Below are 12861 nucleotides of genomic sequence, written 5' to 3' on the forward strand. Positions count from 1 at the left end.
GCACATGGCCCGAATGGTTGCAGGCCGGGGTTCGACTCCCCGCCCGGGCACCGCGCACACCTGTGCGCAATCACCCCACACCGAAAGGTTCAACACCCATGGATTCCTTCCACGAGTTCTTCACCGCCCTCTCCTCCAACACCGAGGGCCTGGTTGACGGCGTCTTCGCCTTCATCAAGGCCATCTGGAGCGTCGGCGCCGACTTCCTCCTGGGCTCCTCCACCCCGACCGAGTAGGCCACCAACCGCCCGACCGGCAGGCAGGGGAGTTCGAGCCTCCCCGCGGGCACCGAGGTGCAGCACACTGCTGCGCCTTACCGACGCACGACACCAAGAAGGAGGCCTCATGGCAGAGATTCAGATGTTCGACTTCCGCGGACACGACGTCCGCGCGTTCCTGGCCAAGGATGGTGAACCTCGCTGGGTGGCCACTGATGTAGCCAGAATCCTCGGTTACGCCTCCGCGAAAGACATGACCCGCAACCTTGATGAGGACGAAAAGGGTGGGCACAATCTGCCCACCCTTGGTGGCGCGCAGATCATGACCGTCATTACCGAGTCAGGTCTCTACGCCGCGATCTTGCGCTCCCGGAAAGTAGAGGCGAAGGAGTTCAAGCGTTGGGTCACTCGCGAGGTCCTACCCTCCATCCGCCGACACGGTGCCTACATGACACCGACCACCGTCGAGCAGATCCTCACCGACCCCGACACCCTCATCAAGCTCGCCACCGACCTCAAGGCATCCCGCGAGCGCGCAGCAGCCGCCGAGAACCGCGCCCGCGTCCTCGAGGCACCCGCCAAATCCTGGGAGCACCTCGCCGCGCCGGGTGGAGACTTCTCCGTCAGTGCCGCGGCCAAGGTCTTATCGCGGGACCCGGAGATCTCCCTCGGCAGGGATCGCCTGTTCAAGCACATGGCCACCATCGGCTGGATCTTTCGAACGAAGGGCCATCGCCCCCACTGGGAAGCCTCGCAGCAGAAGGCCATCGATACCGGCCGCCTGACGCACAAACTCTCCGCCCCGTTCTTCAACGAGCGGACCGAGGAGTGGGAACAACCGAACCCCACCATCCGCATCACCCCGAAGGGCCTCCACCAGCTGCACCGCAGTCTCGGCGGCTCTGACCAGACAACCCTCTTCCAGCAGGAGCTCAATTCATGAAGCCCGACCGTATGCCGTCCCGCTCTGCCGCAGCCACGCTCGCACAGGAAGCGATCGACGCCGCCCGACTCCGGCGTGAGATCTCGGACAACGTCGAGATCTACCGGGACCGGAGGTCCAACAGTGCCCGTGTCGTCGTCGACGGCGTCGACCTGCAGCTGCCGGCAGGCACCCGCGTCTCGCAGTTCTCCCTGCACAACAAGGAACAGTCGCTCGTCAAGATCGAGATCTTCGCCAACAACGTCACCGTCGAAGGATCGGAAGCCTGATGATCCACCGTCATGAGACCAAGACCGTGTCGACGCCGTCCGCGCCGTGGAGCTGGTACGCCGCCCTAGCCGTGCTCGTGCTGGCCCTGCTCATCGGAGGTGCGCTGTGACCGAGACCAGGACCATCGACTGGTCGGCTCTCGGACCGATCCCTGACCTCCCTGCGGCCCCCACATCCGGGCAGTCGGTGGCGGCCGCGTCGGCCGCGCTGCTCGAGACGGTCACGACCACCTTGCGGGGGGCAGCGGCGCAGATTCGTGCGGTTGACCGGGAGCGCCAGGACGCGCTTGAGGCAGTGCTCTCTACGAATCGTCAGCTGCAGCGGGCGGAGGAGCGGATCGCGGAGCTGAAGGAAGGGAGCAACCGGCCGGCGCTGGAAGCCATCCCGGCTGGTGCCCGGCCGGAGGACACTCGCCTGATCGAGGAGCTGACCGCCGAGCTCGTGGAGGCACGCAAGGTCAACTCCTCATTGTCGGTGCAGGAAACCGACACGATCCGCCAGATGGCCGCGGAGTTGGAGCGCACCCGCACCATCGCGGAGCGCCAGCGCAAGGAGCTTCTCCGTCTGCAGAACGCTCTCATCGCAGAGCAGGAGAAGCATGAGGCGACCCGCAAGGCCCGGGACGACGCGAAGGAACACGCGGATCATCTGATCTCCGCGAACGTTGCTCTCGTCGACCGTAACCGCGTGCTGGAGAAGAGCCTCGCTGCCACCACCACTGATTTCCCCATTCTGGAAGGAACGAAACGATGAACATCATTCTGATTCTGCTTGTCCTCGCTGCTGTCGCTGTCCTCGCTGGAACCAGCGCCGCGAAGTCGCTGCGTCTCGAGGCGCTGGAGAGAGCCCATGATCTCCTCGAATCGGACGTCACCGAACTGGAGGAACAGGTCACGCAGCTGCGCGAACACTTCCACGGATACACCCTCACCCCGGCCGCCCTCGACGTCCTGGAGGGTCGCAGTGCTTAGGGTCACCCGCAACATCGACGGCGTGTCCGTCACTGGTACCGCACCTGAGAAGATCCGCGACGCTGTCGAGGACTGTGTGGGGAAGGTCCACCGTGCCTTCCTCGATGACGGCGTGGAAGGTATCGGCCTGGAGGACCGGATGGATACGGTCGCGGCGATGATCGAGTGGGCGTTCATCGGCTTCAACAACCGGGTGATCGCCGACTTCGAGGCGCGGGTCGACCAGGAACTCGCTGTCGCCGATGTCTTCAAGGTGAGCACCTCACCTCGCGGTGGTGCCTGATGAGGATCCCGTGCCCCGTAGCCAAGGACCGCTTGATCGGCGTGGACGTCATCGACGGTGTCCGCATGATCGAGATGGGTGACCTCACCGCCGCCATCCCTAGGTGGCCGCACACCCCGGCGATGCGCCTGGCCACCCGCCGGGCCATTCGCAGCCGGCAGTTCGTGGCCACCGACGTCGCCCGCAAGTGGGCCACGGATCTCGACAAGGAGCAGGCCCCGGTCCTGGCCGCCGTCCTCGACTGGGCCGACCGGATCCCGCTCGCCCAGCCCCGCTGGGAGGTGACCGTCGATGCACATGTGGCCTGACGACGACCTCAATGAGCTGTGCTCACCCTTCGAGGGCCGTGATCTCCTCGACCAGGCACAGGAAGCCCTCGTCCTGCTGGTCGTGGTTGGTCTCCTCGCCGCCATCGTCTTCATCCCCGGTTTCTGGTTCTACCAGGCGGTGATCACATGGTGACGAGCAAGAAGATCGGGAAGCGCGCCGGCCGTGCCTGGTGCCGGGAGTGTCACGCCCCGATCCAGTGGGCCCGCAATCGTGAGGGCAATCCCGTCCCCCTGGATGAGTCCCCGGATCCGTCCGGGCGGTGGGTCATTGAGAAGGGTCGGCGGACCCGCCCGCTGCGGGGCGTGGAGTGGGAGCGCGCGCAGGAAGACGGTCGGTTGATGTTCACGAACCACATGGCCACCTGCCCCGCCCGCCAGTCCATCCGGTCACCGGGGGAGGGGGTCTGCCCGCCGCATCTGCGTGAGTCCCTCGGCTTGCGACCGAGGGGGAGCGATGGATGAGGAGTACTTGGCCTGGGAGTGGTGGGAGGGGCTTGACGCTGGCAGGCGGGTGAGCATCTTCAAGTGGGTCGCCCGTGGTGACCACACCAAGATCCCGCAGATACCTGGCCAGCTGCCGCTGATCGAGGACATTGAGGAAGAGGAAGGAGAAGTAGGAGCATGAGCACGACCGAGACGTCCAAGGTGATTGTCTTCGGCCAGGAGTTCCAGGCCGCGCTGAAAGCCGCGCACGCAGTCGCCCCGAACAGCGATTACGACATGGTGCAGCTGAGGGTGCAGGCCTCCGGTGGGAACCTGCTGGTGTGCGCCCGGGACCCGAAGAACAACATGATCGTCGGGATCACCGTGGGCACCACGATGGTCGATATCGTTCACGACCGTGACGAGGTCATCGAGATCTCGAAGGCCTCCGCGCACCAGATCCAGGGCATGAAGGTCAAGGCCGGTGAGGATGAGGAGGACCCGCTTCTCGGCCTCATCATCGCCGGTGACCGGGTCTCCATCACGGACGAGACCGGTTTCGACCTCGGCCTGCGCCTGACCAGAGTCCGCCGGCTGGTGTTCGACGATGGTGCGTGGCTCGGTGACGTCGAGGCGATGTTGGCCCGCGCTGCGGATTCCCTTCCGGGGGAGTGCGCTCACCTGTCGCCGGCGCAGTGGAAGAAGGTCGCGGCTGTGGCCACCGCGACCGGTGTCGACCTGCAGGTCCGCCCGCTGCACTCCTCGGATGCGGGTATGTCGCGCGCGATGGTCCTCGGTGACCGTGTCGCCGGCTACCTCGCCCACCTGCCCCTCCAACCGGACAACCCCGATGACGGAGGTGCGGAGACCATCCTGATGGACTTCGACGACAACCCCGAGGGCCCGGATGACCCCGCCGACGTCGGCCAGCCGGCCCCCACCTCCGCACCGACCGTGCGCGTTCTCCGCGCTGTCCCACCGAAGGGAATCGCATGACCAACGTGATACCAACCGCCAAAGAAATCGGACAGAGAATCCTTAGCGTCCGCAACAGCAAAAAAATGTCACGTCGTGATGTCCTGGAAGGTCTCAAGAAACTCGGCATTCCCATGTTCGAGACCTCCCTAAGACGAGCGGAAACTGAAGCCCAGCCGCTCCGAATCCATGAAGCCATCGCCCTATCCGCCATCTACGAAATGGACCTCTACGAACTCTGCGGACTCGACAAGGACTACCACGTTGATGTCGCGCGCCGGGCGTTGGAAGAACAGGCTGCCAGGCTCCGTGAGGAACTCGCAGAGATCGAAGAGAAGCTGAGGCCAGAGAATGAAGGCCAGTGATGTTCTGGGCATCTGCCAGCTCACCGCCAACCGGGCCCGCCCGGACCGCCCGTCCCTCTGGGACAGCCGCTACACCGGAGAGAAGATCCCCGACGTCCTGGCCCGCCACAAGGCAGCCCGCCTCGCCTGCGTCCACTGCCCACTTCTCAACGCCTGTGAGGCCATGCTCTCCGACCACGAGGCACAGGGCATCCACATCGAGGGCGTCGTCGCCGGCCGTCACACCGACTTCGTCGCTCACTGGGCCAAGCAGGACAGCGACCTGGTCCAGACCGAGTGCCGCGGTTGCCGTCGCCCCCTCCAACCCCAAAAGGATCGAGACCGGCCTCTCCGCGGAGCACAACGCCCCCACGTCGGCGAAGGCATGTGCGAGGTCTGCTACCCGCGTTTCTCCCGCGCCGCACGCCAGAAGAAAGCAGCAGCATGAACCAACTCGCTCTCGACCTCACCACACCCATCGGCAACCTCCCCTCCAACGACGGCCGCGAACACTACGCCGACATCACCGCAGCCGGCCACCACGTCGCCACCATGAACGGGCCCAACCCCGGCCCCGACGTCGCGCCGGGCGACTCGGTGGTCAAGCCACCGCTGCCGGCCGTGGGTGACCGCCTGGTCGACCGTCACGGCCGCACCGGCACCGTCGAAGCGGTCCGCACGGAGACCGGCGTCAACATGTCCATCGACGTCCGCCTGGACGTCCCCTCAAACCTCGGCTCTGGAACCATCCTCGGCCTGTTCGCCCCGACCTGGTGGCGAGATTGGAGAAAAGCATGACCCAGTTGAAGATCACCCGGACCGGCATGAACATCTACGCCGGCACGGATCAGTGGTGGGTCGCCACCCCCACCAGCCCCTATGCCCCGCAGATCCTCACCATGTGCGGTGACACTGCCACTACCGACACCATCCGCACTGGCACCGGTGAGGACCTTCTCGTCGGCATCCCGGTTGACCAGCTCGACCTCTTCATCGAGGCCCTCATCACCGTACGAAAGGAGGCCGGCCGTGCCCCAGCAGCCGAATGACCTCATGACTGTGGACGAAGCACGGGACTACATCGCGCGCATGGAGGCCCGTGGACACGATGACCTGATGACGTTGAAGGCCGCTCGCACCATCGTCGCCCAGGCCGACGAGATCGCCGAGCTTGCCCGCGCCCGGGACGCAGCTCTCGTCGACGCTCAGGACTACAAGATCCGCCTGCACGCTCTGCTCGATGATGAGGAGGGCCACTATGGCTGACCTCGACTGATCGCCCACCTGATGACCCACCACCTGAAAGGCCGCCGACGTGCCGTGGCTCCGCGCCGGAGACAACCTCTCCACCCACCCGAAGATGTTCCGCCTGCTCGAGGCCTGTGGCTACGACCATGACCTCAAGAACGCTGCCTTCGGGGCTCTGGTGATCTCGGCATCCGTCGCTGCTGCCCACCTCACCGACTACGTCATCGAGCCCGGCCTGATCGCCACGTTCGCCCCGACCCAGCCGAAACGCATCACCGACGCCCTCATGTCCGCCGCCCTCCTCGAGGAGATCGACGTCGAGGGCCGTCGACTGTTCCGCATCGTCGAGGACGAAGATTTCCTCCACATGCGCAGCAAGGAGGAAGTGGAGATCGACCGTCGTCGGTCCGCCGACAAACGCAACCACGAGCTGATCATCAGCGTCCGTGTCCGGGACGGCGACGTCTGCCGCTGGTGTGGACGCACCGTCAACTGGAACGACCGCCGCGGCACCCGCGGCGGCGAATACGACTCACTCTCCAGCCACAAGGACTCGACCACCGACACCCTGGTCGTTTCCTGCAAGGGCTGCAACAGCAAACGCAAGGACGGCCACGAGCTCCAGCTCAGGCCTGAACCCACCCGCGAGGAGGTCTACTACACACCATCCAGCATCTCCTGGATCAATTCCCACCCCTGGGCCCAGGAGAACAACATCACCGTCTCTGACAGGCAAACCCGACTTGATCTCGGCCAGGCAGCAGCCGCCGGGGCAGATGTCGACGGCCAGGCAGCAGCCTCCACGGCAGCGCCGGCCGCACCGACCGCCCCGGCCCAGGCAGCGCCGGCCCCTTCGACCCCGCCACCAGTGGGGCCACGAGACGATCTGGCTGACGCACCCGACTGGGTGACGGCGCCGATCAACGAGATCATCAAGGCACGCCCCGCAGCGTCGGGCCATGATGGCGTCGATGACCAGGCAGCCGCGACCACCGCAGCACCCACCGACCAGGCAGCAGCTCTAACGGCAGCGCCGGCGGATCAGGGAGCGCGAGGCCAGCAGGCGCCGGAAGTCGAGGCCTCAGAAGGCCAGGCAGCAGCACCAGATCACGATGAATGTAACGAAATGGCAAAACCTAGCTCGGACCTAGATCGTGAGGGTGACGGACCTGGTCTCGTCGGGTCGGGTCGGGACGGTAAGGGAAGGACAGGAGAGTGGTCTGTTCTCGGTCAGGGACGGAAAAGGAAACGTGGTCGTCGTTCGGGAAGGAGACGATGAAGGTGATGGATGATCTGCTTCTTGATGAGCTCGGTAGATCGTTGGTGAGGTTGGAGACATTGGGTCCTCTTCTGGATGATCTGGTGTTTCCTCGTCAGGTGGCGACCGGGGAGAACGCGGGGGTCGCTCCGAATGCTCCATCGTCCCGGCCGCCGGTGTCGGTGCCGATGGTGGATCTCAAGACGGATGCCCAGCAGGTGGTGTGTGGGTGGGCCGGTTGTCTGGTCGATGATGCTCGGGATCAGGTGGGGCAGGCGCCGGAGGATCGGTCGCTTGCTGTTCAGGCGGCGTGGCTTCGTGAGCACTTGTCCGTGTTGGAGGTGATGCCGTGGGCTGATCTTGCGGCGGAGGAGGTCATCGCGCATGTGCGTCTGATCTCTGATGTGGTGGATCCGCCGGCCGCTCGGGACGCTCCGGAGCCGTTGACGGTGGGCACGGTCAGGGAGATCGTGTCCTGGGGCAGGCTTCTGGGTGCCCGGGTGTCGGAGCGGTCGGTGCGCCGGTGGTGCCAGGACGGTGACATCCCGTGCGAGTTGGCTCCGGATGGGAGCATGCTGGTGCTGCTGGAGGACGTGTTGGTCAGAGCCCGGAAAACTTCTGGTGACCAGCAGTATCCGCCGTTTGGCCGTGTGTCTTGATAAGCTGACGCACGAAAGAGATGGGCCCTGAACGTGAGGAACGTTCGGGGCCTTTCGCGTACCCGGGGGAGGTGAGGGTAGTGGCGCTCATCGTGGTCACTGGTTCGCCCGGGTGCGGGAAGTCCACCTGGGTGCGAGCCGTGGCTCAGCCGGGGGACATCCGTTTCGACGGGGATGCTCTGACCAACCTGCTCACCGGCAAGACGGAATCCAGGCACCACCACGACAAGGCTCACACCAGGATCAGTCGGGCCGCGCGGGAAGCCGGCATAGCCGAGGCCGTCCGGCACGCCAGCGACCTTGACGTCTACGTCCTGGTGAGCAACCTCAACCAGGAGGAAGAACTGCGATGGCGGACCCTCGGCGCTCGCTTCGTGATCATCGACCCCGGGTTCGACATCGCCATGCAGCGGTGCCGCGCCCACCGGCCCGGATACAAGCATCGGCTGGTTGACGCGTGGTACGACCGGCGGGACCAGTGGCCACACGATGCGGAGATCATCCGTGACTTCCAGGCCCCGGACCCCGGCGGCGAGGATGATGATCCCGAGGTACCGACCACCACTCCAGCCCAGCTCCATGTGGTGATCGGCCCGCCGGCATCAGGCAAGTCCACCTTCGTCCGCGAGAACCGCAGACTCGGTGACATCACGATCGACTGGGACGAGATCGCCAACACCTTCGCCGGACTTGAGCCCGCCAACCACACCCACCAGCCGCACGTCAGGGCGGTGACGAAGGCGGCACGCCAGGCCGCCATCGACACCGCCCTGAAGCAAGCCGGTGATCATCGGGTGTGGCTGATCCATTCCTCGCCGGCCGCGTCCACCCTTGAGCGGTACCGCAGCCTCGGCGCCGAGATCCACGTCATCGACCCGGGCAAGGATGTGGTGATGAAGCGGGTCAAGGCGCAGCGCCCACCGCACCTGCTGCGCGTCGCTGCCGCCTGGTACACCCAGGACCGCCGGACGCAGTCAAGCGCTCCAAGCACCACCACCGAACGAGGCTATGGCCACGACCATCAGCAGGCCCGTGAGCAGCTGATGTTCCACCACGTGGACGGAACCCCGTGCTGGTGGTGTGGCCAGCCGCTGTACCGGGACCGCACGAGGAACTGGGACTACGATCCAGACTCCACGGACCCGGGATCCGGCTCGCTGCACGCCGATCACGGCAACGGCAAGGGCGAGCAGGCCTCGCGGCTCCTCCATGAGCGGTGCAACAAGAGCCGCGGCGATGGTAGCCGCGATGACTCCCGGCCGGCGCTCCAGCCGGAGCCCGAACCTGTCCCACCGGGTGAGACGTTCCGGTGGGCGTCGATCTGACCCCGCCCCCGAAAATCTCGGCGGGCGGGCGGCCTGACTCGTCCCCTCGGCGCATCAGTCAGGCCTTCTCTCTCTCCGGGAAAGATTCAGCTGTCCAGCCTCGTCCCACTCTGTGGAATGTGCTGGTCAGAAGACTATTTGACCAAGAATTAGGGTGTGATATGGCTCACGATTTCGAGCCTGACGCTGACGTGCGCAGGGAGCGCGACCGAGTCGCGCGCAAGCGGATCATCGGCGGTCGGGAGATCTCCGAGATCGACCACGTCTGGGTCGGAATTGTCTCCGGCCTCGTGGCGCAGATTGAGGAGGTACGCACGCTCATCGAGCGGGACGGCGTCCTCGTGAACGGTGAGGCTCACCCGGGCTTCGACGTGCAACGGAAGGCCTCACAGGAGATCCGGGGCTGGATCGAGCGCCGCCCGGATCTCTTCGGCGGCGACAAGATCAAGGGTCAGCGGACCACCAAGACGCAGAAGGACCGCTTCAAGCACGTCCTCGGGATGTAGACGGGAGGTGAGTGGCGGTGGCAGGCCAGCACCTGATCGGCCAGCAGCAGCCGCGCCTCAGCTCCATCCCGGAGGGCGACCCCGCACGCGGAAAGCTCGCCGTCGATTTCGTCCACACCTACGGAGTGAACCTCTTCCCGTGGCAGGACGAGCTGCTCATTGACATGTGCCGTGACACTGTCCGTGAGGTCGAGCATCCAGGCGGTACCACCGTCGACGAGGTTGTCCCGGCCGTCTCCGAAGTGGTTGTGCCGCTGGCACGCCAGAACGGCAAGGGGGAGCTGCTCATCGCCAGCGAGCTGTCCGGGGTCTACCTCTTCAAAGAGAAGACCATCCTCCACACCGCCCACCTCATGGACACCGCCCAGGACGCGCAGAAACGCCTGTGGGACGTCATCTCCGAGAACGACGACCTCATGACCTGGTGGGAAGACGACTACGACGGTGTCCCGGAGATCACCACCGGCAACGGGAAGGAGTCCATCAAGTTCCCGAACGGAGCGGTGATCTACTTCCGGACGAGGACGGAAAAGACTGGCCGTGGCTTGCCGGTGGACCGGTTGATCTTCGACGAGTGCTTCAACCTCCCCCAGGAGATCTACGCGGCGATGAACTACACCACCCGAGCCCGACCGCGAGCACAGAAAATCTTCATCAGCTCTCCGGTGAACCGCCGCCGGCACCGCCACGGCAAGATCTTCTCCGCCAAGCGGTGGGCCGGGATCGATGGCGCCCCCAAGACTCTGTTCAAGGAGTGGTCGCCGGGCAAGGGGGACGATCCCCACGCCCTGGACACCTGGATCAAGACCAACCCCTCGTTGACGCGCTGGGGCGCGGGCGTGCAGCTGGATGAGGTGCAGAACGACTCCAACTCTGCGAAGAACGACGACGCCCTCCTGGAGGTCTTCCTCGTGGAGGCCCTCGGTCAGGGCGACTGGTACCCGCGCGCTGGGGACGTCGAGAAGCGCGATCACGTCATCGACCTCTCCGCCCTGGCTGCTGCTGCCCGCACGGTCCTGCCCGCCAAGACGGGGGACAGCTGCATCGCGGCGGACACGCCCCCGGGTGGCGATGGCGTGGCCGTCTGGTCGGCGTTCCGCACCTCGTACGGGGCGCACCTCTACCGTGCTCCCATCGAGGAGATGGACACCGACCAGGTCACGGCGTTGATCACCGGAACCGCGCGGTCCGCTGACCCGGTGGCCGTCGTCTACGACCCGAAGACCGCGCTGTCGGTGATCACCCCACGGCTGACCGCCGCGGGCATCGAACCTGTCCGGGCGGGGGCGCAGGCCCTGACCACCGCGGCCTCCACCATCGTGGCCCGAATGAAGGAGGGCACCGTGACCTGGGACGGAAGTTCCCAGTTGACGGAGGCCGTCGAGGCCGCCGACTGGCGGCATATCGGCGAGGTCGGTCGCGCCTTCACCCGCAAGACCGGTGTCATCCATGACCTCGTTGCCGCCAGCCTCGCCCTGTGGGGCCTGGAGACCTTCGAGATTCCCGACTACGTACCCGAGCCTGAGCCCGAGCCGATGCACATCCCCGCACCGCTTGTGGTGGAGGCACCCGCAACACTGAGGAGGTGACCATGGCAGACACAGTCACGCCCGAGATCGGGCACGCGCAGGTCAGCCTCTGGGACGGAACGACAGAGCTGGACTTCAACCTGCAGGGAGTGCAGGCCGCCCGCACCTGGAGCCGCCTCCTGAGGGAGGACGATAAGTGCGCGGAGGTCTACCAGGCCCTCACACTGCCCATCCGTCGCGCCGCCTGGCAGGTCGACCCCAACGGGGCGCCCGGCCACATCGTCGCCCGCGTCGCCGAGGACCTCCGCCTGCCCGTCCGCGGAGAAAAATCCGACGAGCCCGTCGCCCCCCGCGCCGGGCGGCTGTCCTGGTCCGAGCACCTGGAGCAGCTGCTTCTCTCCCTGCCCTACGGGGTGATGTTCTTCGAGCAGGTCTACCGCACCGATGCACACGGTGAGGAGCACCTCGTCAAGCTCGCACCGCGCCCCCCGGGGACGATCACTGACATCACCGTGGCACGCGACGGCGGCCTGGAATCCATCACGCAGGCCGCCGCGCCGGGTGATGAGACCGGGCCGGTCACCATCCCGGTGGATCGTCTGGTGGCCTATGTGCACCGGCCGTTGGACACGACGTGGACGGGGACGTCGATCTTCCGGCCGGCGTGGTCGAAGATTGTCCTTCGCGACCGGCTGCTGGAGCTGGAGGACATCGTCGCGCACCGCACGGGCATGGGCACCCCGGTGTATACCGCCTCTGAGATGGCGACCAAGGACACCGTCGCTGCCGATATGAAGGCCGGGCTTAAGATCGCCCAGGAGTTGGCTGCAGGCCGTGGTGCAGGTGCCTCCCTCCCCCCGAAGGCGAAGCTGGCCTTGGTCGGCACTGACGGCAAGGTCGTCGACATCCGCGCGATCATCGAGGCTCATGAGGCGTCGATCACGAAGTCGGTCCTCGCGCACTTCCTGAACTTGGACGGGCAGGCAGGCGCATACGCGCTGGCTGATACCCAGAACGACATCTTTGTCCAGGCGCAGCAGACCATCGCGGACTGGATCGCCGACACCGCCACCCAGCATGTCGTCGAGGACCTTGTCAGGGTCGCGTTCCCCGAGCATGAGGGCCTGTGCCCGCGCATTGTGGCTGATCCGATCGCCTCGAAACGTGAGCTCAGTCCCGAGGCGCACGCCCAGCTCTGGCAGTCCGGGGCTCTGCAGGACCGGGGCCCGGTCGGCGATGAGCTGCGCCGCCGCTACAGCCTGCCGGCCCTGGGTGAGGAGAAGGGGGCGGGGAGTGAGGTCGAAACTGTGGTTGATGACACGACAAAGTCATCGGATGACTTGCTCAAGGCATTCAACGGTGCGGGCATGGATTTCCGCTCCGGGTTCGACCCCGTTGAGGCGTTGGCAGAGTTCGGTGTCGAGGGGATTGCACACAATGGCTCCTTCCCCATCACCTTGAAGCCACACGAAGTGGCTGATGCTGAAAGTGAAGCGGCGATGGAAGCTCTAGAAGATGACGGCAACCAGTCATGACCCCATCCCCGCCGTGTGCCACCTCGATGGTCGGCGCCCAAATAC

At 65.6% G+C, this 12861-nt stretch carries 21 protein-coding genes; all 21 read left to right on the plus strand.

Annotated features, from left to right (window positions below):
- Nucleotides 1-98: 98 nt before the first annotated feature.
- The 21 genes from EAH68_RS14770 to EAH68_RS12770 all read left to right on the plus strand — a co-directional run bounded on the left by EAH68_RS14770 (nt 99) and on the right by EAH68_RS12770 (nt 12816).
- Nucleotides 99-236 (plus strand): hypothetical protein, encoded by a 138-nt coding sequence (locus EAH68_RS14770; RefSeq protein WP_164546492.1) that lies wholly within the window; start codon nt 99-101, stop codon nt 234-236.
- A 109-nt stretch (nt 237-345) separates the two neighbouring features.
- The gene (locus EAH68_RS12685; RefSeq protein ID WP_126121712.1) at nt 346-1161 is read left to right on the plus strand and encodes a phage antirepressor; all 816 of its coding nucleotides are present in this window, start codon (nt 346-348) and stop codon (nt 1159-1161) included.
- Entirely contained in the window at nt 1158-1430 is a 273-nt protein-coding gene (locus EAH68_RS12690; protein WP_126121713.1) for a hypothetical protein, read from the plus strand. The genes EAH68_RS12685 and EAH68_RS12690 overlap by 4 nt, the downstream gene beginning before the upstream one ends.
- A 106-nt stretch (nt 1431-1536) precedes the next feature.
- On the plus strand, nt 1537-2184 hold the full coding sequence (locus tag EAH68_RS12695; RefSeq protein ID WP_126121714.1) for a hypothetical protein: 648 nt from the start codon (nt 1537-1539) through the stop codon (nt 2182-2184).
- Complete coding sequence (locus tag EAH68_RS12700; RefSeq protein ID WP_126121715.1) at nt 2181-2402, plus strand: hypothetical protein; 222 nt, start codon at nt 2181-2183, stop codon at nt 2400-2402. The genes EAH68_RS12695 and EAH68_RS12700 overlap by 4 nt, the downstream gene beginning before the upstream one ends.
- The gene (locus EAH68_RS12705) at nt 2395-2685 is read left to right on the plus strand and encodes a hypothetical protein (RefSeq protein ID WP_126121716.1); all 291 of its coding nucleotides are present in this window, start codon (nt 2395-2397) and stop codon (nt 2683-2685) included. The genes EAH68_RS12700 and EAH68_RS12705 overlap by 8 nt, the downstream gene beginning before the upstream one ends.
- Nucleotides 2685-2993 carry a hypothetical protein gene (locus EAH68_RS12710; protein WP_126121717.1) on the plus strand — a complete coding sequence of 103 codons (309 nt, stop codon included), beginning with the start codon at nt 2685-2687 and terminating at the stop codon, nt 2991-2993. Before EAH68_RS12705 ends, EAH68_RS12710 begins: the two co-directional genes overlap by 1 nt.
- Nucleotides 2977-3147 (plus strand): hypothetical protein, encoded by a 171-nt coding sequence (locus tag EAH68_RS14775; RefSeq protein WP_164546493.1) that lies wholly within the window; start codon nt 2977-2979, stop codon nt 3145-3147. The genes EAH68_RS12710 and EAH68_RS14775 overlap by 17 nt, the downstream gene beginning before the upstream one ends.
- Nucleotides 3148-3468: 321 nt before the next feature.
- Nucleotides 3469-3639, plus strand: a complete 171-nt coding sequence (locus EAH68_RS14785) for a hypothetical protein (RefSeq protein ID WP_164546495.1) — start codon at nt 3469-3471, stop codon at nt 3637-3639.
- Nucleotides 3636-4433: a hypothetical protein gene (locus EAH68_RS12715; RefSeq protein WP_126121718.1), complete on the plus strand. Its 798-nt coding sequence runs from the start codon at nt 3636-3638 to the stop codon at nt 4431-4433. The genes EAH68_RS14785 and EAH68_RS12715 overlap by 4 nt, the downstream gene beginning before the upstream one ends.
- Nucleotides 4430-4777 (plus strand): hypothetical protein, encoded by a 348-nt coding sequence (locus tag EAH68_RS12720; RefSeq protein ID WP_126121719.1) that lies wholly within the window; start codon nt 4430-4432, stop codon nt 4775-4777. Before EAH68_RS12715 ends, EAH68_RS12720 begins: the two co-directional genes overlap by 4 nt.
- Nucleotides 4764-5204, plus strand: coding sequence for a hypothetical protein (locus tag EAH68_RS12725; protein ID WP_126121720.1), 441 nt, complete (start codon nt 4764-4766; stop codon nt 5202-5204). The genes EAH68_RS12720 and EAH68_RS12725 overlap by 14 nt, the downstream gene beginning before the upstream one ends.
- On the plus strand, nt 5201-5554 hold the full coding sequence (locus tag EAH68_RS12730) for a hypothetical protein (RefSeq protein ID WP_126121721.1): 354 nt from the start codon (nt 5201-5203) through the stop codon (nt 5552-5554). Before EAH68_RS12725 ends, EAH68_RS12730 begins: the two co-directional genes overlap by 4 nt.
- Nucleotides 5551-5805, plus strand: coding sequence for a hypothetical protein (locus EAH68_RS12735; protein ID WP_126121722.1), 255 nt, complete (start codon nt 5551-5553; stop codon nt 5803-5805). Before EAH68_RS12730 ends, EAH68_RS12735 begins: the two co-directional genes overlap by 4 nt.
- Entirely contained in the window at nt 5786-6022 is a 237-nt protein-coding gene (locus tag EAH68_RS12740) for a hypothetical protein (RefSeq protein ID WP_164546496.1), read from the plus strand. The genes EAH68_RS12735 and EAH68_RS12740 overlap by 20 nt, the downstream gene beginning before the upstream one ends.
- A gap of 49 nt (nt 6023-6071) precedes the next feature.
- The gene (locus EAH68_RS12745) at nt 6072-7283 is read left to right on the plus strand and encodes a hypothetical protein (protein WP_126121724.1); all 1212 of its coding nucleotides are present in this window, start codon (nt 6072-6074) and stop codon (nt 7281-7283) included.
- On the plus strand, nt 7280-7921 hold the full coding sequence (locus EAH68_RS12750; protein WP_241228457.1) for a hypothetical protein: 642 nt from the start codon (nt 7280-7282) through the stop codon (nt 7919-7921). The genes EAH68_RS12745 and EAH68_RS12750 overlap by 4 nt, the downstream gene beginning before the upstream one ends.
- Nucleotides 7922-8001: 80 nt before the next feature.
- Entirely contained in the window at nt 8002-9246 is a 1245-nt protein-coding gene (locus EAH68_RS15010; RefSeq protein ID WP_241228458.1) for an AAA family ATPase, read from the plus strand.
- 161 nt (nt 9247-9407) lie between these two features.
- Complete coding sequence (locus EAH68_RS12760) at nt 9408-9752, plus strand: hypothetical protein (RefSeq protein ID WP_126121725.1); 345 nt, start codon at nt 9408-9410, stop codon at nt 9750-9752.
- 17 nt (nt 9753-9769) lie between these two features.
- A complete protein-coding gene (locus EAH68_RS12765; RefSeq protein ID WP_126121726.1) occupies nt 9770-11341 on the plus strand; it encodes a terminase large subunit domain-containing protein in 1572 nt (523 codons plus the stop codon).
- Nucleotides 11342-11343: 2 nt separating this feature from the next.
- Nucleotides 11344-12816 carry a phage portal protein family protein gene (locus EAH68_RS12770; RefSeq protein ID WP_126121727.1) on the plus strand — a complete coding sequence of 491 codons (1473 nt, stop codon included), beginning with the start codon at nt 11344-11346 and terminating at the stop codon, nt 12814-12816.
- The last annotated feature ends 45 nt before the right edge of the window (nt 12817-12861 follow it).

It is taken from the genome of Corynebacterium hylobatis, from assembly GCF_003955685.1.
GTDB lineage: Bacteria > Actinomycetota > Actinomycetes > Mycobacteriales > Mycobacteriaceae > Corynebacterium > Corynebacterium hylobatis.

Coding starts and splice junctions, on each gene's coding strand:
- EAH68_RS14770 (WP_164546492.1), top strand. CDS start 99: ATGGATTCCTTCCACGAGTTCTTCACCGCCCTCTCCTCCAACACCGAG.
- EAH68_RS12685 (WP_126121712.1), top strand. CDS start 346: ATGGCAGAGATTCAGATGTTCGACTTCCGCGGACACGACGTCCGCGCG.
- EAH68_RS12690 (WP_126121713.1), top strand. CDS start 1,158: ATGAAGCCCGACCGTATGCCGTCCCGCTCTGCCGCAGCCACGCTCGCA.
- EAH68_RS12700 (WP_126121715.1), top strand. CDS start 2,181: ATGAACATCATTCTGATTCTGCTTGTCCTCGCTGCTGTCGCTGTCCTC.
- EAH68_RS12710 (WP_126121717.1), top strand. CDS start 2,685: ATGAGGATCCCGTGCCCCGTAGCCAAGGACCGCTTGATCGGCGTGGAC.
- EAH68_RS14775 (WP_164546493.1), top strand. CDS start 2,977: ATGCACATGTGGCCTGACGACGACCTCAATGAGCTGTGCTCACCCTTC.
- EAH68_RS14785 (WP_164546495.1), top strand. CDS start 3,469: ATGGATGAGGAGTACTTGGCCTGGGAGTGGTGGGAGGGGCTTGACGCT.
- EAH68_RS12715 (WP_126121718.1), top strand. CDS start 3,636: ATGAGCACGACCGAGACGTCCAAGGTGATTGTCTTCGGCCAGGAGTTC.
- EAH68_RS12720 (WP_126121719.1), top strand. CDS start 4,430: ATGACCAACGTGATACCAACCGCCAAAGAAATCGGACAGAGAATCCTT.
- EAH68_RS12725 (WP_126121720.1), top strand. CDS start 4,764: ATGAAGGCCAGTGATGTTCTGGGCATCTGCCAGCTCACCGCCAACCGG.
- EAH68_RS12730 (WP_126121721.1), top strand. CDS start 5,201: ATGAACCAACTCGCTCTCGACCTCACCACACCCATCGGCAACCTCCCC.
- EAH68_RS12735 (WP_126121722.1), top strand. CDS start 5,551: ATGACCCAGTTGAAGATCACCCGGACCGGCATGAACATCTACGCCGGC.
- EAH68_RS12750 (WP_241228457.1), top strand. CDS start 7,280: ATGAAGGTGATGGATGATCTGCTTCTTGATGAGCTCGGTAGATCGTTG.
- EAH68_RS12760 (WP_126121725.1), top strand. CDS start 9,408: ATGGCTCACGATTTCGAGCCTGACGCTGACGTGCGCAGGGAGCGCGAC.
- EAH68_RS12770 (WP_126121727.1), top strand. CDS start 11,344: ATGGCAGACACAGTCACGCCCGAGATCGGGCACGCGCAGGTCAGCCTC.